We start from the raw sequence: 22,114 nt of genomic DNA, 5'->3' as shown, positions 1-22,114 counted from the left end.
ACTTAGCATCGGTGTCCATGGGTATCCCGCACAATTGTCCATGTATGGGGACATAGGCTTATGCTAAAATCAACATTGATAATGATTATCAATGTTGAGGGAGGGTATATTTTGCTTTTCAAACGTAAAGCTGCTATTCATGCATGTATTGCACTTTTGCTTGTATTTCTGACCGCTTGTGGAGGAGAAGAAGGGGGAGTCGCCACACAAAACACTTCTTCGGCGCCCCAATTTCTCACGGTTCAGCATAAATTCGGTGAAACGGATATTCCTGTCCATCCGCAACGGATTGCTTCGATCAATCTGGAGGATATGCTGCTCTCTCTTGATTTACCGGTCGTGCTGGCTGTAACGGCGGGGTCAGACAATTACTTGATGCCACAGCTGCAAGCCCGGGATATCCAGGTGCTCCCATCCCTTTCGCCGGAGGCGGTGCTTCAGTCGAACCCCGACTTGATCATTGCATTCGATGTTATCACACAGGAAGATTACGATGCCCTGTCCAAAATCGCGCCGACAATCGTCTATAACCGCCGGACGTGGAGAAGTTCAATTACTGAGATCGCCAAAGATCTAGGTCAGGAGGAGAAAGCGGTAGCTGCTCTCAAAGCCCATGAAGAGAAGGTGGCGCAGGCTAGGGAGGATCTGGCACCTGTTATAGCGGCCCAACCTACGGTAGCGTTAGTTCGGGTTACGGCCAAAGATTTCCGCCTGTATTTCCCGTCGATTCTGTCCTCTGAGCAGGTGCAAGGCTATGCGACCGCCCTGTACCATGATCTTGGTCTGCAGGCCGATCCACTTGCCTTGGATTTGCAGAAGAAGGAACCCGAAAGAGAAAATGCGACAATATCAATGGAGTTGTTACCACAAATTAAGGCCGACTATATATTCGTCACAGTTGGCAGCGCCAGTGGAGGGCCGGAAGATTATAAGAAGGATCTCGAAGGCTTCGCCGAAATTGAGAAATCCGCTGTCTGGAAGGGGCTTCCAGCTTATCAGCAAGGGAATATCTATATGGTTGGAGCCAAACACTGGATAAGCGATGGCATGTTGGCCGATGATCTGAAAATTAACGATATCGTCCAAGCGCTCGGGAAGTAGTCGTAGAGCAGCGAGGAAATGGCCTATCGTGGCAGATATCGAGAAATGCTTCCGGCGCGCCCAGCTTTTGCAGGTTCTGCACCTCGTCCTCGGCTTCTTCCACTGTTTCGACTCGGTTGGGTCGCCAGAGTTCCATGCTTTCCCTTCAGACCGAGAGGTTCGTCCAGATGGCAGTAGCCTGCCACCAAACGAACCAAGCTTTCCGAGTGGTGGGTGTTCAGCCCGTCCGCGAAGAGAGGGCGGTCTTGCTTAACTGCTCTTATCCCATCAACGCATAGTAATACTTCGCTTCCTGAGTCTTATACAGACCATACCAGGCCTCTAATTTCTCTGGTGCAAATACATCCAGGGCTTTCAACACATGCAGAGTAAATTCCAGCGGGGCGATGCCGGTTGCCGTGATCAGCTTGCCGTCCGTTACAGCAGGCTGGTTCTGGTAGAACTCTTCGCCGGTGTAGGCGGGACAGATCATTTTGAGATACTCCAGATCATTGCTTGTATGCGGGCGTGAGTTCAGCAGTCCGGCCTGGGCAAGTCCCATGGTAGCCCCGCAGATCGCTGCCACTAATATATCCTCCTGTACACATCTCTCAGCGAGCCCAAGGATCGGCTTGTGGATGGCTTCGGTCCAGGTCTCACCGCCGGGTAGGATCAAGGCATCTCCGCTTACCAAGCTGCACTCCTCTACCGTGATGTCAGGCATGATTTTCAGTCCGCCCATGGTAGTGATCAGTGTCTTCTCATTGGCTACGGTTACTATTGTAGAGGGGGCTTGTCCCTCCTTGTAACACCTTCCCGAGTTCAGTTCAGCCGTTAGATACCCTATTTCCCAGTCTGCCATGGTGTCTAACACATATAGATATACCTTATTATTCATTTGTACGTCCTCCTTCAAGTTTCTTTCTTTTTTTATTATAAAACAGCTTCACTGACACATGCTGTCAGCGAAGCTGTTTGAGTTTCTTTTAATTCTGCCCCCCATACCCCTTATACGTAGCATACACAGCATTGGCATATTGATCCGCCAGAATCGGACGGCCGTAAGAATCGGTAGCGCCCGGATACCAGTTGTCGCCTCCGTTATAGTGTAAGAGTCCGTTGTAGATATTGCCGAATCTGACGATCTTCTCATCGAGAATCAGTCCGCCTAAGGCTACCTGATCCTGTTCGCTGCTGTGATTATACGTGCGGCCGAATTTGGCGCTGAATTGGGATAGATAGGCATTACGGGTGTTCGGCTCCACCTGCATCAATCCGTCACCGGCGGATGGGCTGCCCGGCAGGCCTGCTCCGAAGCTGCTCTCCTTCTTGATCACCGCGCTCAGTAGCAGTGCGAAATCTCCGCCTTTTCCGAATTTATTGTCCACATTCATGGCATAGGTCCAGATCTGGCTGGGCACCTCGGAGGGCCTCGTTACCGAAGGATTCGGTGAACCCGTATAGATTTTGACCGAAGACATCTTGTCATTCACACTGTCGCCGACCCAGGAGGAGCTTGCCGTGTAGGTCCACTTCGTGCCGCCGAAATTATCGTCCGCATACACTTCAACCGTCCAGCCGTTAGGAACCTTGAGCGAGGACATCCAGTCATTCGGAATTCCGGCAGCATTGAGCTGAGATAATACATAATTGCCTACACCAAGGGTTACGGCATTGCCCCCATAGTTAATATTCGCATACAAGATGACTCCATTCGTAGCCGGGGGTGTGGTCGGCGCAGGTGTCGGTGTTGGCGTTGTAGTGCTGCCGCTCTTCCATAGTGCAGGAACATTAACTGGCTCCCAGCCTGTGAGGGAAGTATGTGCCTGAAGACAGGTATAGGTACCTCCGCTATAAGTGACGGTATCGTTTACTGCATAAGCCGTATTGGGAGCCCATGCTCCTCTGGCGGCCGCATTTGCCTGCGGTAAGGCGGTGAAGAATAGGGATAGGAACATTGCTACAACTACCATTAGGGATACGGCTCTGGCTGGAGCATTGTGCTTCAGTCTCATCAATCTCATAATCCTCCTTAATTTAATTTACCGGTTTCGCTTATTAGGCGATCCACAGGGTATTATATTGTATTGTCATTTGTGAAATTAATTCCATACCTGATGAATTTTAACGGGCAGAGGAATGGACAACTCACTATGTCTTGCTGCAAAATACGGATTAACCAGCCACGCCAACCAAACAAAGGGCCTCCCAATCATCCGAAGATGACCGAGAAGCCCCTTATTTAATTCAATTAATCATCAGAACGGCCAGCCCGGAAAGCCTCCCCCACCCGGGAACCCTCCGCCCCCGTCGTCAGCGTAGTCACCCAGAATCATCTCATAGGTTACGTTCTGTGCAGGCATGGGGAGGGAACGCACGTAGATACTTTCGATCTCCGGCCCTCCATCTATGGCTCTCCAGCCAAGAACCTTGCGATAGGCATAGGTCCTTCTCGCCGGAATGCTGAACTCCGCGCCGTACCGGTAGGTCTCTTCAAATAATACTTCCTGTTCTCCAGTATCCGGATCAGTAGCTATGAATTTCGCTGCATATACATTTCTTTCATAATACAATTTCAGTACAAGGCTGCCGTCATCCTTCACGGTTCCGGTGGTTACATTCAGACTGGACCCGGCATCGAACATGAAGCCCTCAATGCCGTATACAGCTGCAGTTACAGTCTCATGTTCAAGGCCTAAATGCTCCGTTGTGGTATAGAGCGTATAGTCGTCATCAATGCCAACACCTCTAACGTAATGCTCCACTTTGTACTTCGCTTTCCAAATCGCTGTATAGGTTACATCCTGTGCGGGCATTTCTTTTTTGATCTCATCCGCAGCCCAGCCTTCCCAGCCCATGAATTCAAAGCCTTCACGAGTCGGATTATTCGGTCTTCCATATAGGTAACTTTGAGCTGTATAGATGACGTAGCTGCCGCCTACCATACTGCCGCCGCCACTGCTAATATCTTGTTCCGTCAGGCTGCCTCCGTTCAGATCAAAGGCTGCATCGTACAGCTTCTCGTAATAGAGGTTCAAGCCTGTGGAAGACACTTGCTCCGGATTCGTATACATAATATACGGTGACTGGTCTGGAATAACAGATGTCTCTGTTTGCAGCATGTACTCCGTTCGGGCCAGCAGGTCTTCCTTAGAAGCGTCATACGTACTCCAGGCAGGAACCGATACAATTTCGCTACCAAGCTTAGTGAATTCCGACTCCAGATCATTTCTAGTATAATAATTAACCTTCAGATCTATATTCGCAATTTCAAAAATAGCCTGATACGTCCGGGCATCCAAAGGAACGGTTGCATCTATATTCTCCCACTCTACGAAGGTTAGCCCTGGAAGAGCCGGATACGGCGGGTCCAGGATAGCTCCTGGCCGATATTCTCTGACCTCTGGACTCACTCCAAAAGGCAGTCCCAATCGGGATAGATAATCGAACGCGAAGGTTAATGCAGTATTTCCGCGTTCATAATAATACTTAATCACCGTTGTCCCATCCGCGTTAATCTTGATCTCTTGCTTCTGTGGTGAACGATACCCCCAAATATCCATGGGTTCATATTCAGCTACGCTGTCTGTTGTCCCTCTGTACCTCTCTGCCGAATGAAGACTGTATTGTCCGGTATAAATATTCTGAGTGTAGCTCTCCACCAGGTACGGTGTATCCGTCTTTGGTGACCACTTCGCCCACAGTAAGGTCGTGTTTGCAGGCATTTTGGCAGGAATGGTTACCGGCACTGAGGCATTCACATCATCGTACCAGCCTGTGAAATGGTATCCGACTCTAACCGGATCAGGCTGTTTCGGGATATCGGAGTTATACTCCCCCCAGATTCTAGTAATGACTTTGGATTGCGAAGGCGGATTCACTACGCGATCATAGGACAACAGGTTCATGCTGTAGCTTGATCTAAGATCATCATAATGCAGATTAATCGTGCGGCTAAGCGGTTCAGATTTGAAGCTTCCGATCGGCGATCTCCAGGCAATGGTCATTACCGTGTCCACGCCTGTAGGTTCGAAATTACCCACGAGGACTCGACGCTTCAATGGATCATAGTAGAAGTTCGCATTCGAGAACGAGATATCGAAATACTGATCAACCTGATGATACACCTGGTTCTCTACTTCACCTTCGTGAAGATCCATATAGCTCATCTCCAGGAAGTGATCATCCAGCGGGAAGATATAGTCATTCCCCTTCAGATTAACATCCTGTACATCGTCTTGATCATAGGCAAAGTCAATCACCACATAACGTGAACCTATGGTCAGCAGCGGGAATTCATAGGATGTTGAGAATGGCACGACGGAGAAGGTTCCCTTGAACGCCTGGGCGATAACCTTAACATCCAGATACAGCCCGATCTCTACATTGATGGCTCCGGCAGCATTAGAGGTGGAGGCTTTGCCTTGGGTCTGGCTATATTGATAGTAGAAGAATCCCCATAGCTTAATGTAGCCGCCCATCTCTACCTGAACGCCGATACTATTGAGAGAGGTGGATAATGCGCCCACGGCCACCTCTAACCGTATCCCGGCCCGGAGCCCCAGCTCACCCATGGCGTAGAACGTGAAGTCATACTTTTCCGGTACCAGGGTGGATTTCGAATTGCCCACACTTCCTGCCAATAGCCGGATGTTATAGCTGTACCGCTGGCCGTTCTCATAGGTGTAGATGATCCCCAGCGAGACATTGACTTTGGCACTCACCACAAAATCCGCCCTGAACGTTACTTCAATCAGTCCCGCCACTACGCGGAAGCTGACCTTCAGCAGATTCTGCTCGACAATATCTACCCAGTCATTATCGTTCTCCAGCATGGCCTGGTACAGATCAGGTAAGGAATTGGAGATCGCATCAATCTCCTGATCATCGAGATCTTCAGCTTCCTCCATAATCTTCTTCAGCTGCTTGGCAATATTCTCTACACTGTCGTCATTCCAATCCGGATCTTCCTCTTGCTCGAACAATCCAATGTTGGCATCGAACTGAACCGCCGTGTACGTGAACACATCAATGTTAGCGTTGATCGTGTAATCTGCCGGATAGGGGATGAACCAGGCTTTTTTCCAGAAAATCTCCCCGCTCGCGGATATACCTACGGATAATTCCTGCTCGAATACACCCGTCAGCTTGATCTTGATTTCATTCTCATCATCCACTTCGATCGAGACCCCGGCCGTAATCTCTATAGATGCGCGAACTCCGCTCTTGCCTTTGAAGTGGCTTAAGTCTGTGCCGATGTTGACCTTGATATCCTCCAGCTCCACCTCTACCTTCGAGCCGGCCACCTTCATCTGCATGGTACCTGTATCCTCAAGGGAGGATAGGTACTGGATATCCTTCTCTTCAACCTGCAGATCTCCGCTAAGATCCTTGAAGCTATCCGTTTCCAGCGCCATCGCCGCCAGATATCCGGCAGCCTGCTCCGCAAAACCGCTATCCATCGCCTTCTGCCGCATCTGTGCTTCGAGCTTCGGAATTTCACTCTCAGGAATCAGGTCTGTACTATCAATATCCTGCTTCTTGTAATAATCCAGTGATCTTAGCATGTCATCCTCGGTTGCAATCGTATACGTGATCGTATACACACCGTTCGTCAGATTCACACCCGTAATTAATGCATAGTCTGTTAGCTTAGCCGCATCACTACCCCATTCGCCCTGATAGAACGAGATATAGTCACCGGCTTCAATGACAAGCTGCTCATCAAACTCAAATTCAGCATACTTGCTGTCTGTGTAATCCATATCGGCTGCAGGAACGGTGATAGAGAGATTGCCCGGATCACCATCCGTATCTGCAAGAACATTGACAGGCAGCACATCCGGGATGAATAGAATATCCTTGATATCAGGAGCGCCATAACGATATTCATGTCCTGTAACCGAACGGATTTTGACATAAGACAGGTCATTATCATCTGATGCATCCAGCCGCTGATTCGGGTGCGTCCCTTGATAGATAATCACGGTATCCCCGACCTCAATATCGTTGCCCTCGTAGATGAAGTAGCCATTCTCATAATTAACAGGAGAGCTGCTGCGTTCTTCCGGGCTGGCCTCCAGCTGGTACAGGGAGTTGGGAATAAAGTCCGCGCTCTGCCCATCCTGACTCATCATGGAGATATCCGTTGCGGCTACATATACAACGTCAGACTTATATTGGAGGTTATTCACCTCAGCTTTGGCAGTTGTAAATACCAGCTCTCTAGTAGAGGAATCCTGTACGGTTGGTCCGTCTTTGAAAAGAAGAGCTTCATTGGTCAGGTTGAACTGGAACGTTCCCCCCTCTGGATAAGCGCCCTTCTCGTTGTTGGCTCTAACCGTGAATTCACCCTTGCTTCCAGTGACTGCAATTCCTGTCTCCTCCGCGAAGGGGGAATGCGAAGTAGAGGTAAAGGTAACAGCGTTCTTAACTTCACTGGCTGTTAATGTGCCGGAAGGGTCTACTACCTTAATCGTGAACGTGCTTGGCTGTTCAAGCTTCGTGATCGTAGGAACACTTTGCGTCAGCAGTCCAAGCTCCGGTAATTTCTCATATTTCGCATACAGCGTCATATTCCGGGTGACCACTGCATCTGGTTTCGCTTCTTCTGTAAGCGCACTATCTGTATACCACCCAAGGAAGCGATAGTCTGCTCTGGAGGCTGCCGGAAGCACGCCAAGCTTGTCTCCCTTACCAACAGTCTTGCTGCCTATCTCCTTGCCACCGTTGGTATGGAAGGTAATTGTGTAGTATGTACCTGGTGAAGTGGCCTGCGGGGATGTAGGATTAGGTGCTGGTCCCGACCCTGACCCTGACACTGGTGCAGACGTTGAACCCGGTGTTGGCGCTGGTGCTGGTGTTGATCCTGGGGTTAGTGCTGGTGTGGGTTGTGCTGCTCTTTGCTTGCTCACCATCTCATGACTGCGCATTAAGAAAGAAGCTGCCTCTGCACGGGTTGCATTCGCAGCAGGATTGAAATTGCCTTTCGCATCGCCTTTGATGAGGCCTGCCTGCCATAGCTTAGTAACCGCATCAGCAGCCCAAGGAGAACCCTTAGCTAAGTCGCTAGGCTTCGAGCTGATTGTAGAATCGGGAGGATAAGGAATCGTAAGTGTATCGAGAAACCGGACGGTAAATGTAGCCATCTGCTCTCTGGTTAACGTGGCCTCAGGTGAGAAGCTATTTGTGCCTGTACCACTTGTAATTCCGCTCTCCACTGCCCAAGCTACATAGGGTGCATACCATGAGCCTCCCTGGACATCTGCAAATGCCGCTTCTGTATACTGGGTTACATCCACTTGTGCGATACGTCCAAGTACCGTTACGAACATAGCACGGGTCATCGTGCCGTGGGGAGTGAAGTGATCATTGTCAGTCCCCTTAAACAATCCGTTCTGCTGTACATAGTTGACCGCCGCATAGAACCAGTCGGACGGCTTAACATCACTGAAGCTGAGGATAGTATTCGCTTGATTCGGGCTGCTTGCCTTCGCTGAGCTGATTCCCGGGGGGATGATGGATACCAATAAAAACACGGCCAGCATGAAACTAATGATACGTTTGTACAAGTTATGCCTCCTCTTTCGGGTGCTTTTCTCCTAGCAAAAGCAGCCTGGAAATATGACAAATTTCGACGGTTTGTCTCCTTAAACTGGATTCTATCATAGTAATTTAGCCCTTAAATGAAACTTAAAGAAAACTTTAAACTCTGCTATTTCACACAGTTTTCTTCAATGATGCTATCATGAAGAGAATCAGCTTATGCTGGCGAATCTTGTAGATTGGGGTCGGCTTCATGATGAGGGGTATGCTAAGATTCGTTTCCCGTAATATCTGGTTTCAACTCGCTGTTGCCGTTGTTATCGGTTTGACCGTTAGCTATGCCATCGTGCCTGGATCGCCAGGCGCCCCCAAGCTTCAAAGCAAAGAAGGCATTCTGGATCTAACGCAGGACTCTATGGGTAAGAATCCGCAGAAGTTACAAGGAGAATGGGAATTCTACTGGCAAGAGCTTCTCTCGCCGGAGGACATACGGAACCGTATGGCAGCAGGGGAACAGGTGGATAGATATATCAACATCCCCGGCTCCTGGCTGGGGTACAAGCTGGAGGGTCACGAGCTGAGCGGGCAAGGCTTCGCAACCTTTCGGCTGGTCATTCAGCTTAGCGGACAGGACAGGAATGAGCGGCTGGCGCTGCGGCTGCCTACTATTTTTCATGCGTATAAATTATGGGTGAACGGAGAACTGCTGGCAGAAGTCGGTGAGGTGGGTCAGGACAAGCACGGCATGACTCCGCGTCTGGCTACGAAGCTGGTATTCTTCCAGCCCGAAGGCGACACGGTAGAGCTGGTTATGCAAGTGGCGAACTTCCATCACAACCGGGGCGGCATCACCAAGGATATAGAGCTGGGCGGCAGTAACGTGCTAACGGTCAAGACCCATCTGAAGATTGCTTCAGATATGTTCATCACCGCAAGCCTGCTGGTGATTGGCGTGTATCATCTGCTGCTCTACATCCTGCGGCGTAAGGACAGGGCGCCACTGTACTTCGGTCTGTTCACCGTGATGTTCGGTATCCGGTCCCTGCTGAACGGCGAGCTGATGCTTACCCAGTGGCTTCCCCGTTTTCCGTGGGAATTGCAGTTCAAGATCGAATATCTGATTCTTTGCCTCGGCGGATGGATCATCACTATGTATTTCGAATGCATTTTCCCGGATGTGGTGTCACGTTGGTTCCGCCATGGCAGCCGGATCGTAACCGGCATACTCTGTGTGGTTATAGTGGTAACCCCCGCCATCCTCTATTCAAGAATGCTGCTGCTGATCGGTGTCATCGTTGTTCTGCATATGGTGTATCTGATGGTTGGGCTGGCTGCGGCGGCCATGCGGCGGATGGAGGGGGCGCTGATCTTCCTGCTCGTATCGGTGGTTGCTCTGGTTACGGTGATCAACGATTTCCTGTATTATAACGAATGGTCACGAATCGGAAATACCTCTCCGTTCGGGCTGCTGGTATTCACGATCGCCCAGATGATGCTGCTGTCTTCCAGATTTACGAGGGCGGCAACGAACGAAGAGCGGATTGCCCGGGAGCTGCAGGAAGCCAATACCAAGCTGACGGAGATGAATGCCAATCTGGAGCAGCTCGTGCTGGAGCGCACACATGCCTTATCCGCAGCTCACGAAGACCTCCGCATGTCGTATGAGCGGTTACTACACTCCGAGCAAGGCAGGAAGAAGCTGCTGGCCTACATTACACATGATCTGCGTATGCCGCTGTCCAGTATGCTCGGTTATGTCGAGGCGGTAATGGACAGGGTGAAGCCGGAACGCAATGAACAATACCTGATGTATATCCGGGATAACACGGTGAGGATTAACCGCATGATCGGGGAGCTGAGCTTCTTGTCGCATCTGGAGACGGGGCAAGTAGAGTACCGGATGGAGCCGGTTCCTGTGGTACACTTCCTGCGTGGTTTCTATGAACAATATGAGCTGGTTGTGCGTGACGCGGGGCTTGATTTCAACCTGGAGATTGGAAATACGGAGGATCATGGACCTGGCTTGCCCGTTGTAGAGATGGATACGCAACGGTTAGACCAGGCGCTATTCAATCTGGTGTCGAACGCTATGAAGTTCACCTCCAGTGGCGGAGTGGTGCGTCTTGCCCTAGCCGTGGACGAGGTGCAAGATACCCGCTGTGCGCTCATTAGCGTACAAGACTCTGGTACAGGCATTCCCCCTGAGCAGCTGGAGCAGATCTTCGACCGCAATTACAGGGTTGACCGGCCGGGCATGGACATGGGCGTAGAGGGGAGCGGGCTTGGGCTGGCGATTTGCAGAGAAATCGTTCAAGCGCATGGCGGGAGCGTCCGGGCGGAGAGCGACGGCAAGACGGGGTCGATATTCTATGTATCGCTACCTTTGTATTTCAGCAGCAGGAAGGTGACGGAGTGATGGACACATACACAATTATGATCGTCGATGATGATCCCCATATCTGTGAGATTGTTCAGGCGTACTGTGAGCGTGAAGGCTTCATAGCCTCGTATTGCCACAGCGGGACAGAAGCCATGATGATGCTGGCATCGCTTAACCCGGATCTTATTGTTCTGGATGTCCTGCTGGCCAATGAGAACGGCATTGACTGGTGCAGGGACGCACGCAAACACACGAATGCGCCGATTGTGTTCCTGAGCAGCCATGAGGAGGACGAGGTGAAGATCAGCGCTTTATCGTATGGCGGCGACGATTACGTGACCAAGCCGTTCAGTCCGGGCGTACTCATAGCCAAGATCAAGGCCCACCTTCGCAGAGTGTCCACGGGCAGAAGGGAACAACTGCTGGAGCTGCCGGGGCTGACGCTGGATTTCTACGCACAGTCGGTCAATATGGACAGCAGAACCATCTTTTTATCCAAAAAAGAGTTCAGTCTGCTATCCTATATGGCACAGAACGTGAATCATGTCGTCACTGTCGATACGCTGTTCCATCTCATCTGGGGCATGAAGAGCCTGGAGGATACGCGAACGGTCGCTGTCCACATCAGTAATCTACGCAAAAAAATCGAAGCCGACCCTGTCCATCCGGAGCGAATCATTACAGTCCGGGGAGCCGGATATATGCTGGTGGCCGGCAAGCGTTGAATAAAGCAAACAGCTCCAAGGACAGTGAATGTCAGTGGAGCCGTTCAGGCTGATCTATTCGTTAATACACTCACAGCGTCCACCGGCGCAGCTCATAGAAATACTGCACCACCGGATGCTTCAGCCTCATCTTCTCTGACATGCCTATAATCCGCTTCTTCCCGACTCTCCGATCCACCAAGGCCAGGATATTGAGCACCATATCATTACTCTCCAGGCTCTCCTCGATAGGAGTCGTCAGGAACTGATTCGCCACTACGATGAAATTCGATTTAGTGAGCGCAGCCTGCGCTGCCATTAGCTCTTTGGCGTGCTCTGTGCTTAAGCGGCCTCGGGCCATGACGATCAGGCGATCCTCGGGAATTGGCCCTTTGGCCGTTTGTCTGACGGCTTCAATGTCGTCATCGGTGACAGGAATCCGGATACCCGGATCATTCCTGATGTCAAGCTCAGATGCATACCACCTGATCGTGTTCGTTTTATCTCCCAAGTTGAGTACGTTCTTCTTATCCACCGAGATGTAACAGATCCCTGATTTATCCGCAAAATAACGGTAACCCGGTGCGCGGTATTCTACCCTTCCCTGTAACGCAGGACTGAGAAAGCCCTCCAGCTGTTGCTTCAATTTGCTCCAAGACATAGTATCCTACCTTCCTTAATCAAACAGAGAACCGGCTTGTCCCTTACCCGGTAAACGGACTCTCCAGCAACCCAAGTGCTGTACGTAACAGGTTCAGGTTGGCGTTGTGCGGATTGGCCCGGTATTGCCTATATTCTCTTCTCCTAACCAGCATTTCTGCACTTTCTTCGGGATCTTGCTCTAGTGTATCTAGAACCCATTGCAGCAGCATGGGCAGATTCCCGTAAGCTTGGAACTCCTGGTCAGAGAGGTTCTTGTCTGTTACTATATTGTATCCATTAACGACCCGTTCCCGGGGGAGCTCATGGGCTTCTCTTCGTTCATTCACCAGGGTCAGACCTGCGGCTGCAGACAGCTTCGAGTCGAGCAGCTCCAGTGTAGCCTCCAGCTCAGCACTCTGCCAACCCGTGACGGTTACGCCTTGTCTGTCGATCTTAATATCTGCCAGATCCATCGAGAGCTGGATCTCGCCCAAGTCAAGCCGTTCCCGGCGCTCCGCTGGCAGGGTTCCTAATAGTCCGTCCAGCCTGTCTATCCGGCTAATTACGGCAATCCCTTCTTCAGGCACTGTGCCCGGCGCCAGGAAATAATCATCGCCAATCTCCAGCAGCATCTTTTCCAGCAGTTCTCGATGTTCACAGGTATACTCGCGCGTTACCCAGGTCAGCTCCTGTATCTCCTCCAGATTGCTAACTGTGGTCCCATTGCTGTTATTAATTCTAACGCACAAATTGAGCATCTCCGGATAATTGCCGGCCAGTATATCCGCAGGTGACAGCTCCTGACCTGAAGCCTTGGCTGCTTCTTCCTGCAACTGCTTTACCCGGGTCATGACTTCGGATGCTACATCAGGATGGCCCCACATAAACAGTCCATGGATACACCAATCCTCTACGAACGGCTCAAGCATTCCGATGGATACCGTCCAAGGCGGAAGCTTAATCATCGTCTCACAGTAGGGCATCCGGTACCTTTCCCCAGTCCAGATGTCCTCAATGATCAATCCTTGCTCATACTGATCCACGAGCTGATAGCAGGACAGCTTCATCTCCATCCAGTGGTCCAGCATCTTCCGCTCTTCTCCGGTATACCTGTGGCCTCTCTCTTCCATAAACCACTCTATTCCGCGCAAGCCATTATCATAGACACGGAAGAAATACGACCACATATTGCCGGACCCGTCTCTGGAATAGCCTAACTTATTATCGAAGGGTAGAATTTTCAGACGATCAAATGTCCATTCTCCGCCCTGCTTCTGAGCCAGAAAGGCATATAGATCATTCGTTAATTTATACTTCCGATCAAAAAAGTGCCGCCCCTTCGCCTGCAGTGTCTGCTCCTCCGCCTGCTTAAGCATACAGCATTGCTTGTACTTTTTCCCGCTGCCACAAGGACAAGGGTCATTTCTTCCTGTCATGTTGTACACTCCCCCGATCTGGCACATACCCGCACGTCACCATGCTTCCCGTCCTTGTTGCCCCTCTTCCACATCAAGATCGACTTCGGAGCCCGCCTCAATACCGACCTTCAGCGCAAGGGATTTGGGAATACGAATACCTAAGCTGTTCCCCCATTTTTGAACCTGAAACATAGAACCGCCCCCTGAATGTATACACAAAGTGTAAACAGGGGGCTTTTAGAAGTCAACTCACTATGGAGAGAGGAACGATCTCAATCCTTATACGGATCGAACTCATTCGCTCCCGCCATACATACCCCAACCGGCTTCAGTACATGCATGACCTCGATGGTTCCCGCGTGCGCATCCAGCACCTCTTGCAGCTTCCGGTACACAAAAGGGCTCTCGTCCGTGCCCGCGCCGCGCAGCTCAACACCGAAATCGCGAACCGCTCCGAGCATTTGCGCTGTCGAGATTTGGCCGCCGCTGCGGGTGCGGGTTTTCCAGTTCATTCGGCCTGCCGCCTGGGTCCGGCTCATAATCCGCCCCGCCCCATGAACGGTGCTGTAGTAAGAATCCTTGTTCTCCGCACTGTCCTTGCCCTTAACGATTACCGATATATCCCCCATACTGCCGCCGATAAAACCAACCTGTCCCGGTGCAGACGGGGTCGCCCCTTTGCGGACAACGACGACTTCCTTGCCGTTATGGGTTTCTTTCCAGGCATAGTTATGATGGTTATGCACTTCGAGATCCGCTTCCGTTCCCAGGATGGCTAAGACCTGGCGGATCACATATTCCCTCCCTGCATAGGCGTAGCGTCCCGCCAGCTTCATCGCTCTGTAATACATATCGCCCAGCTCACTGCTGAGATCCAGCAGAACGGGCGGTTGGTCCATCTTTTCGCCGGGGGCGTTAGCAAGAAAGTCTCTGCCCGCAGCCAGGTTAAGGAACCCGCTCGCCGTCTTGTGCCCGAACCCTCTGCTTCCGAAATGATTGGCAATCCACACCCGGCCGTCTCCGGCTTCTTCCAGCAAGTCTACGAAGTGGTTACCGCTGCCGACCGTGCCTAGCTGACTCTGGGCCAGAGCCTTCAGCTTGTCATGCTCCACTCTGCCGACTGCCTTGAACACATCCCAATCCGGGTCATCGAACAGCTCATGATCCACCCGCTCATTATTGACACGGCCGACTCCGAAGGAGATTCTGCGGGCAATCTCGTCCATGATTCCTGAGAGCCTCGGCCGCAGCTCAGCCATGGTCAAGCGGGTCCGCACCGCCTTGTTCCCGCAGCCAATATCATAACCCACGCCAGACGGGGAGATTTGCCCATCGTACACGACCACCCCGCCAATGGGCTGACTGTAGCCTTTATGATGATCCGCCATGAGCAGAGTTTGCACCACATTCCCGTTCTCCGCACACATACGGGCCTGCACCAGCGCGCCGTCGTCCGGCTTCCCCCACACCCGCACGCCGTCTATTGTTGTATAAGCCATAATTATTCATCCTCCTATGGATCGGGATATCACAAACTTCTGCCTCTATAGTCGTTTAATTGGAGCGCAAAGTACATGGCGGAAGTATTACAACTGGGTAGATATAACAAAATAGACCGTCCTATCCAAGGAATCGGTCTATTTACAATTAGGCAGCTTCAGCGCATCATCATTTTGTATTTATCGTTGCAATCTTCTTCGTATTATCCCAGCTTATTGTTGCCCCTACAGCTTGACTAATGAATCGGAGGTTCACATAAACCGTTCCTTCAGGTGTATTAAATGGAGTTTGCGTTAACGTGAATTCTTTATCATTGACAGTTGCTTTAAGGGTATCCAAAGTCATTTGGATGGTTACACCAGTATTCTTGGCAGTGATATTTTTTGTTTTGGAATCCCAATGGACATTCATATTTAATGATTCAAAGATTTTACGGAAAGGAACCATCGTGTTCCCATTAATGATTATGGGTTTGGCATCAAAGCCAAGAGGTTTCCCATCTAAAATAACCGAACCATAAGTGGGTGGTGTTGCCGCACTTACACTGGAGACTGAGATACAGCCAACTGAGGCCAAGATGACAACAAGAAACGGTATTATTAATTTCAATTTCATAACTAACTCCTCCAAATTATATATTTTCAATTTATAGACGTTTAAGTCACGCAGAAAAGTTGCAAAAAAATGTGAATAGGACCATCCCATTACTTGGAATAGCCCCTGTCTCTTATAATGGGTATTTACTTGAATCTACATCTATTGTAACTGTGTTATTAGCATCCCTAGTAATATACGCATGATCTTGTTCAGGAACTCCAAAAGAACTACTTGATACTGCAGCTCCATTTATTTTAATACCGCTATAAACCGCGTAATTTTTCCCTGTGTTATCAGATGAAACAACAGTTGATAATATTTTCCACTTAGTGATTGAGCTAATTCCATTTGTCCCAATAACACCAGACTCAAAAATTGAAATAAGGTGGGAATCAGTCGATATTGTGCAAGCATTATCTGAACACGTTGCAGTTCCTTCTACTTTTATTCTAGCATGACCGGTTCCGTTATAGTTATACCAAGATGACATTGTTACAGAAGAGTTGGATAAGAATGCATTTTTGTTGTACATCTGATTGTAAGGTGATACCCCATTCATTGCAACAGTGGCTCCATTATGTTTAACGTTAGCAGCAACTCTCCAACCTTTTTCAGATCCGCTTGGTCCAGCAGTAGCTGTGTACACTGTCCCTAAATCAGCTTCATCACTTCCAGCTGAATAACCGATATAATTGTAAGCAGCAATTTTAGGGGCAACTAAACTATCTACTGGTAATTTTAAGGTTGTAGTTAAGTAAGAGTTAGCTGTTCCAGTTGGAGATATATAATATCTACCGCCTACACCATCTTTGATAAAATCAGTTTGATCTGTAGGTAACGATTGGGGTTGGATTTTTTCTTCTTGAATACTTGAATCAAAAACTGTTAATTGTGGTGTTCCATTCAAAGGCTCTTCATATACATAACTTTTTTCATTCGGATTCGTAGCTAAAAATGTATATTGGTACGAACTTACAGATACTGATCTGGAGGCCTCGCCTTTTTCTTGGGAGAGGTTTAGCCTAGCGTAATTGATCATTTCATTAGACTCTGTAGCTGAAATATTATCATTACTTAGATTGCTGATTTGAGTATCCTCTGTTGCAATTCCTGAAGCAGATACTCCTGATACGGAGGCAAACATCGCTGAAACTAGCAATAATGTTGCAACTCTTTTTTTCATGTCAATTCTCCCCGAATAGTATTTATTGGTATATATGGTGATTTACCAACAATCCTATCATATACCTCCTTCCTCAAAAATGGAATAATTATCTACAAACTTCCGAAATATAAAAAATAGACCACCTAATCCCTTTCCACTTCGAAATTAATAAATGTTCTCATATTCTCTCCTTTAATCCCCCAGTCCCTCCGCCCCGTCCGGCTCCCTACTCCCAAACGCATCGAGCAGCGCCCGCACTTCACCGGTAGACTTGGTGTTCATTAGATTATTCCTTAGTTCACTGGCCCCGCGGAAGCCGCGGACGTAGATTTTGAAGAACCGCTGTAGCGGGCTGAATGAACGTGGTGCCTGTCCTGAGTATTGATCGTAGAGATCCAGATGCAGCCGCAGCAGATCAAGCAGCTCTTCGCTGGTATGCTCCCTCGGCTCCTGCTCGAACGCGAACGGATTCTGAAAAATCCCGCGCCCGATCATAATCCCGTCCACTCCGTACTCTTCAGCCAGTCTTAGGCCGGTCTGCCGGTCCGGGATATCCCCGTTAATGGTCAGCAGGGTATGCGGGGCCACCTCATCGCGAAGCTTCTTGATCTCCGGGATCAGCTCCCAGTGGGCATCCACCTTGCTCATCTCCTCACGGGTGCGCAGATGGATGGACAGATTCACAATATCCTGCTGCAAAATATGGGTTAACCAGCCCCGCCATTCGTCAATGCTGCTGAACCCGAGCCGGGTCTTGACACTGACGGGCAATCCTCCGGCCTTCGCCGCCTGGATGATCTCCGCTGCGAGTTCGGGACGGCAGATCAGTCCGCTGCCCTTCCCGTTCTCCGCCACATTCGCTACTGGACAACCCATATTAAGGTCGATGCCCCGGAAGCCTTCCTCGGCCATCCCAATGCTCATCCGGCGGAAGTATTCCGGCTTGTCTCCCCAGATATGGGCCACAATCGGCTGTTCATCCTCCGTATAAGTCAGACGCCCGCGCACCGCATGATGCCCCTCCGGGTGACAATAGCTCTCTGAATTCGCAAACTCCGTAAAAAACACATCCGGTCTGCCCGCCGCACTCACCACATGGCGAAACACAACATCCGTCACATCCTCCATCGGCGCCAGTATAAAAAACGGCCGTGGCAAATCACGCCAAAAATTGTTCGTCATATCCAAAACCTCTCTATAATGATCAGGACAATACCTTGTCCCGTAGTAGAATAACTAACCTGTAACCCAGATTATATCATAAGCCCCAAAGAAGTGACTCCCCTAATAGATCCCAAAAACATATGTCTGAATTGCCCATAGCTGGCAAGCCCCCCAGCGGCTACGCTTAATGTGCTGGACAACGCTTAAGGGAGGATGCAAGAAATGTATGAGCACCATAGACAGACACTGGAGAAGCTGGTGGAGAAGCTGGAGCAGAATCCATCCTGTCTGGCGGTAATCACCAGTGGATCAGTAGCCCAAGGAACCGCCAAGGAGACCTCGGATGTGGATGTTCACCTGGTATTCACCGATGATTCCTATGCAGAGTATGAACGGAAGCATCTGCTGTCCTACGTGGACCGTGAGGTCAGCACCTATGAAGGCGGATATGCCGATATCAAAGTGGTCAACCTCCGGTTTGTGGAGCTGGCCGCCGAGCGGGGCAACGAGCCTACGCGATATGCTTTTACCGGGTCGGAGGTTGTATTCTCCAGAATCCCGGAGCTGGGCGAATGGGTCGCCCGGATTCCCGTCTATCCCGAGGAGAACCGGGAGCGCAATCTGCGGGACTTCTGCGCCCAGATCTTCATGTTCGCCTTCTATTTCGCCCAGAAGGCGGCCCGGAAGAACGACGCCTTCCTGCTCGCCCACACCGCCAGCAGTCTGGTCTTCTTCAGCGGCAGAATGATCCTGGCTTATAACCGGATGCTCTTTCCAAGCCACAAGGGGCTACTGGACGCCGTTGAGGCTGCGGAAGCTAAGCCGCAGGACTTCCGCAAGCTCGCCACAGAGCTGCTGCAGTCGCCAGGCGCCAATAAGTGCAAGCGCTTCGCCGCAAAGGTGCTGGACTTCTATTCTCACGGTCTTTCCTTCGAGCAGGCCCTGGGAATTTATGTGCAAGCCAGTGAGCGCTCCTGGATGGAGCAGCCTCCTTCCTTGCAGGACAGATAACAGGACAGATTATATGAGACAGCGACTCTCCGGTTTCCGGGAGTCGCTGTTGTCATTTGTAGACTATGAACGAGAAAGAAATCAATATATTTATATAGTTTCAAATTAATGTTATTTCTTAATTTGTGGTCTTAAGTATATTTGTCTCTGCATATGCAGTATTAACGACCATTTGTTGCAATGACCGGTTGTTGTCCACCACGAAGTCCGGAATTGTGTAATAGAACAGGCACCTTACACCGAAAGGAGATTTACGAAATGAATCACGAAGATGAAGATTTAGCGGGGGCATTGGCGGATACACTTGCGTCCAGATTTACGCTGACATCTGCGATGCACTTGACCATTGTGAATCCTGATAACGAGAGCATTGATCTGAACATTTTACAAACTTCCGGTTTCTATCTGAGCAGGAATAAAGCGGGTACGAATGCCCCCAGTCAGGATGTCACATGGACTGTACAGGTCATCATAGATGATGACAATAAAGCCCACCGGGATGTCAGTGCCAGTCAAACCTATCAATCGCCAAGCGGTATTTGGCACAGGTCCAGCAAAGATAGAGGATCTACCTGGTCGGAATGGCAAAGCCTCATGAATGAACCGGCCATGCCGCTGAAGAAGACGGAAACCAATGATTTGAACCAAATTAACAAAGCTGGCTTCTATGTAGGAGACGGCAGAGATGCGACGAATGCACCCAGCTCCAGCACTGCCTGGGTGCTCATGGTGGTAGCCGCTCCATATGGGAATCAGAGCTATGTTGCGCAAACCTTCTATGCGGACAACGACATGTATTGGCGCCGAAGCCAGGATAACGGTTCTACCTGGTCGGATTGGACCAGTACGGTCAATAAACCCTCTATGCCGCTCAAAATATTGTCTGGCACCGTTGACCTTAACCAACTCAACGACACCGGCGTATATATTGGTCCAGGTACTGCTGGCACCCATGCCCCGGTTGCCGATCCAGCCTGGAGCGTGGAGGTTATGGCCCAGATGGTGTCCGGCCAAACCCATGTCATTCAGACCTATAAGTCCGATTCTGGTTCCTGGTGGCGGTCTACCAGCAACGGAGGCAATACCTGGAGCGAGTGGCACAGCGACACGAATGTTCCTGCCATGCCGCTGCAGAAGACCGAAACCAACAATTTGAATCAAATTAACCAAGCCGGTTTCTACGTGGGGAACGGTATAGGAGCGACGAATGCCCCCAACTCCAATGCTGCCTGGGTCCTCATGGTGGTCGCCGCACCCTATGGGAGTCAGAGTTATGTCATGCAGACCTTCTACACAGACAACGGCATCTGGTGGCGCCGAAGCCAGGATAACGGTTCGACCTGGTCGGATTGGACCAGTCTGGTGGATGAACCCTCTATGCCGCTCAAGACATTGTCCGGCACTGTTGACCTTAATCTGCTCCATGACACCGGCGTATATATTGGAACTGGAACCCGTCCCACACACTCCCCATTTTCCCAAGGATCGGAATGGTTTCTCGAAATCCTGGCACGGGCCTCCTTCATCAGTCAAACCTTCATAACTTCAGATGGCAGGTGGTCCAGGTATAGTCTTAATCGAGGTGACACTTGGTCTTCATGGACACAATGGGATATAGACATATATCCAATGCCCATCCGGTATTGGGAGGAATTTTGGGGGGATGACACAAATTTAGATGATGCCACAGCTAATGGATTCTATTACAGTCCCAACAAACCGGCTGTAAATGGGCCCAGCGACAGCGCTTTATGGACACTAATGATCACTGGCGCTCCGGTTGACTACCGCCCTTTAGAACATCCTTTTTTAAGTCAGACTTTCTTTGATCCTAATGGAGTCTGGTATCGCTCAAGTACTCACCTCCCTAATGGATGGACCGAGTGGATTAACTTAACTGAATCCTCCTTGCCTTTGAGAACCTTGTCCGGCACTGTTGATCTCAACCAACTCAAAGACACCGGCGTATATATTGGTCCGGGCAGCGCCGGTACCCATGCTCCGGCCTCCGATGCAGCATGGAGTGTGGAAGTCGTGGCCCAGACGGTGTCCGGTCAAACCCACATCCTCCAGACCTATAAGTCCGAGTCCGGTTCCTGGTGGCGGTCCAGCAGCAATAGCGGCAGCACCTGGAGCGAGTGGCACAGCAGCAGCGGCACGGGTACGAATCAGAACTTTGTTCCTTTAACGAATCTTGGAGGCAGCGACCATATTGATCTAAACCAATTCAAGACAATTGGTTACTATGTAGGCAACGGATACCAAGCTAATAATGCCCCTAATGATAACGGTTCTTGGGTATTAATGGTGTTAGCTGCTCCTTATTACAATAACCCTCCCTATACAACCCAGTATTTCTTTACAGACAGGGGCATCTGGTGGCGCCGAAGTGAAGATAATGGCTCTACTTGGTCTAGTTGGGTGAATATTACCAGTAATGATCTTGTAAAGGCCTACGGTTCCGCTTATTTATTAGGTGACGCCGTGATTGCCAACAATGACTTCATTCCTTTTACTGCAATGGCACTAAGCAGCGACTGCCAGCTTGATGCCCGGACGGGAGAAGTGATTGTGAATCAATCCGGCGTGTACTCCTTATCCCTGTCTCTTCATCTGAACAATAATCAGCCTGCCTCCTTCGTCATCTCATTAGATGGTGAAACGCCCGAGCATCATTCCTCCCTGCATTACGAGCCTGCAGCCTCTACCTTCACCGGCATTCAGCCTGCTCATGTCACCGGCATGATTCAATGCGAAGCCGGTCAAAGACTTGGTGTCAAGAACTTGACTGCTCATTCGGTAACTCTGCGCCACGCCTTCAACGGCAGAAAGTGCAAGCATGAATTCACTCTTACGAAGATTGACTGATCACATCTTGGGGAAGCCGTGGGGAAATACAACTTTATAG

At 50.1% G+C, this 22,114-nt stretch carries 14 protein-coding genes and 1 pseudogene; 5 read left to right on the top strand and 10 right to left on the bottom strand.

From position 1 onward, the window contains the following. Positions 1 to 60 precede the first annotated feature (60 nt). Entirely contained in the window at positions 61 to 1,101 is a 1,041-nt protein-coding gene (locus KDC22_RS03700) for an ABC transporter substrate-binding protein (RefSeq protein WP_211722108.1), read from the top strand. A 259-nt stretch (positions 1,102 to 1,360) separates the two neighbouring features. On the opposite strand, the gene KDC22_RS03695 is transcribed toward KDC22_RS03700, so the two are convergent. The 3 genes from KDC22_RS03695 to KDC22_RS03685 all read right to left on the bottom strand — a co-directional run bounded on the left by KDC22_RS03695 (position 1,361) and on the right by KDC22_RS03685 (position 8,651). Then, positions 1,361 to 1,978, bottom strand: coding sequence for a type 1 glutamine amidotransferase family protein (locus KDC22_RS03695; protein WP_211722107.1), 618 nt, complete (start codon positions 1,976 to 1,978; stop codon positions 1,361 to 1,363). Positions 1,979 to 2,066: 88 nt separating this feature from the next. Next, on the bottom strand, positions 2,067 to 3,095 hold the full coding sequence (locus KDC22_RS03690; RefSeq protein WP_211723877.1) for a carbohydrate-binding protein: 1,029 nt from the start codon (positions 3,093 to 3,095) through the stop codon (positions 2,067 to 2,069). Between the two features lie 243 nt (positions 3,096 to 3,338). Continuing rightward, positions 3,339 to 8,651, bottom strand: coding sequence for an S-layer homology domain-containing protein (locus KDC22_RS03685; protein ID WP_211722106.1), 5,313 nt, complete (start codon positions 8,649 to 8,651; stop codon positions 3,339 to 3,341). A gap of 227 nt (positions 8,652 to 8,878) precedes the next feature. On the opposite strand from KDC22_RS03685, the gene KDC22_RS03680 reads away from it, so the two are divergent. Continuing rightward, on the top strand, positions 8,879 to 11,041 hold the full coding sequence (locus KDC22_RS03680; protein ID WP_246553273.1) for a sensor histidine kinase: 2,163 nt from the start codon (positions 8,879 to 8,881) through the stop codon (positions 11,039 to 11,041). Continuing rightward, positions 11,041 to 11,730 carry a response regulator transcription factor gene (locus KDC22_RS03675; protein WP_211722105.1) on the top strand — a complete coding sequence of 230 codons (690 nt, stop codon included), beginning with the start codon at positions 11,041 to 11,043 and terminating at the stop codon, positions 11,728 to 11,730. Before KDC22_RS03680 ends, KDC22_RS03675 begins: the two co-directional genes overlap by 1 nt. Before the next feature lie 70 nt (positions 11,731 to 11,800). On the opposite strand, the gene KDC22_RS03670 is transcribed toward KDC22_RS03675, so the two are convergent. The 7 genes and pseudogenes from KDC22_RS03670 to KDC22_RS03640 form a co-directional block, all read right to left on the bottom strand. After that, a complete protein-coding gene (locus tag KDC22_RS03670; protein ID WP_211722104.1) occupies positions 11,801 to 12,370 on the bottom strand; it encodes an SF0329 family protein in 570 nt (189 codons plus the stop codon). A gap of 43 nt (positions 12,371 to 12,413) precedes the next feature. Next, positions 12,414 to 13,787, bottom strand: a complete 1,374-nt coding sequence (locus tag KDC22_RS03665; RefSeq protein ID WP_211722103.1) for a YecA family protein — start codon at positions 13,785 to 13,787, stop codon at positions 12,414 to 12,416. Positions 13,788 to 13,856: 69 nt separating this feature from the next. Continuing rightward, positions 13,857 to 13,961, bottom strand: a pseudogene (locus tag KDC22_RS03660) (AbrB/MazE/SpoVT family DNA-binding domain-containing protein); the annotation flags it as partial. 80 nt (positions 13,962 to 14,041) lie between these two features. Further along, on the bottom strand, positions 14,042 to 15,268 hold the full coding sequence (locus KDC22_RS03655; RefSeq protein WP_211722102.1) for an RtcB family protein: 1,227 nt from the start codon (positions 15,266 to 15,268) through the stop codon (positions 14,042 to 14,044). A gap of 169 nt (positions 15,269 to 15,437) precedes the next feature. Further along, positions 15,438 to 15,884, bottom strand: coding sequence for a copper amine oxidase N-terminal domain-containing protein (locus KDC22_RS03650; RefSeq protein ID WP_211722101.1), 447 nt, complete (start codon positions 15,882 to 15,884; stop codon positions 15,438 to 15,440). Between the two features lie 112 nt (positions 15,885 to 15,996). Beyond that, complete coding sequence (locus KDC22_RS03645) at positions 15,997 to 17,049, bottom strand: YrpD family protein (protein WP_211722100.1); 1,053 nt, start codon at positions 17,047 to 17,049, stop codon at positions 15,997 to 15,999. 174 nt (positions 17,050 to 17,223) lie between these two features. Further along, positions 17,224 to 18,213: a tRNA dihydrouridine synthase gene (locus KDC22_RS03640; RefSeq protein ID WP_211722099.1), complete on the bottom strand. Its 990-nt coding sequence runs from the start codon at positions 18,211 to 18,213 to the stop codon at positions 17,224 to 17,226. Between the two features lie 204 nt (positions 18,214 to 18,417). Between KDC22_RS03640 and KDC22_RS03635 the strand changes: the two genes are divergently transcribed. Next, complete coding sequence (locus KDC22_RS03635) at positions 18,418 to 19,206, top strand: nucleotidyltransferase domain-containing protein (RefSeq protein ID WP_173138452.1); 789 nt, start codon at positions 18,418 to 18,420, stop codon at positions 19,204 to 19,206. A gap of 258 nt (positions 19,207 to 19,464) precedes the next feature. Continuing rightward, the gene (locus KDC22_RS03630) at positions 19,465 to 22,074 is read left to right on the top strand and encodes a pyocin knob domain-containing protein (protein WP_211722098.1); all 2,610 of its coding nucleotides are present in this window, start codon (positions 19,465 to 19,467) and stop codon (positions 22,072 to 22,074) included. Positions 22,075 to 22,114: the final 40 nt, after the last annotated feature.

It is taken from the genome of Paenibacillus tritici (assembly GCF_018207515.1).
GTDB lineage: Bacteria > Bacillota > Bacilli > Paenibacillales > Paenibacillaceae > Paenibacillus_AQ > Paenibacillus_AQ tritici.
This window is presented reverse-complemented; position numbering and strand designations above follow the sequence as displayed.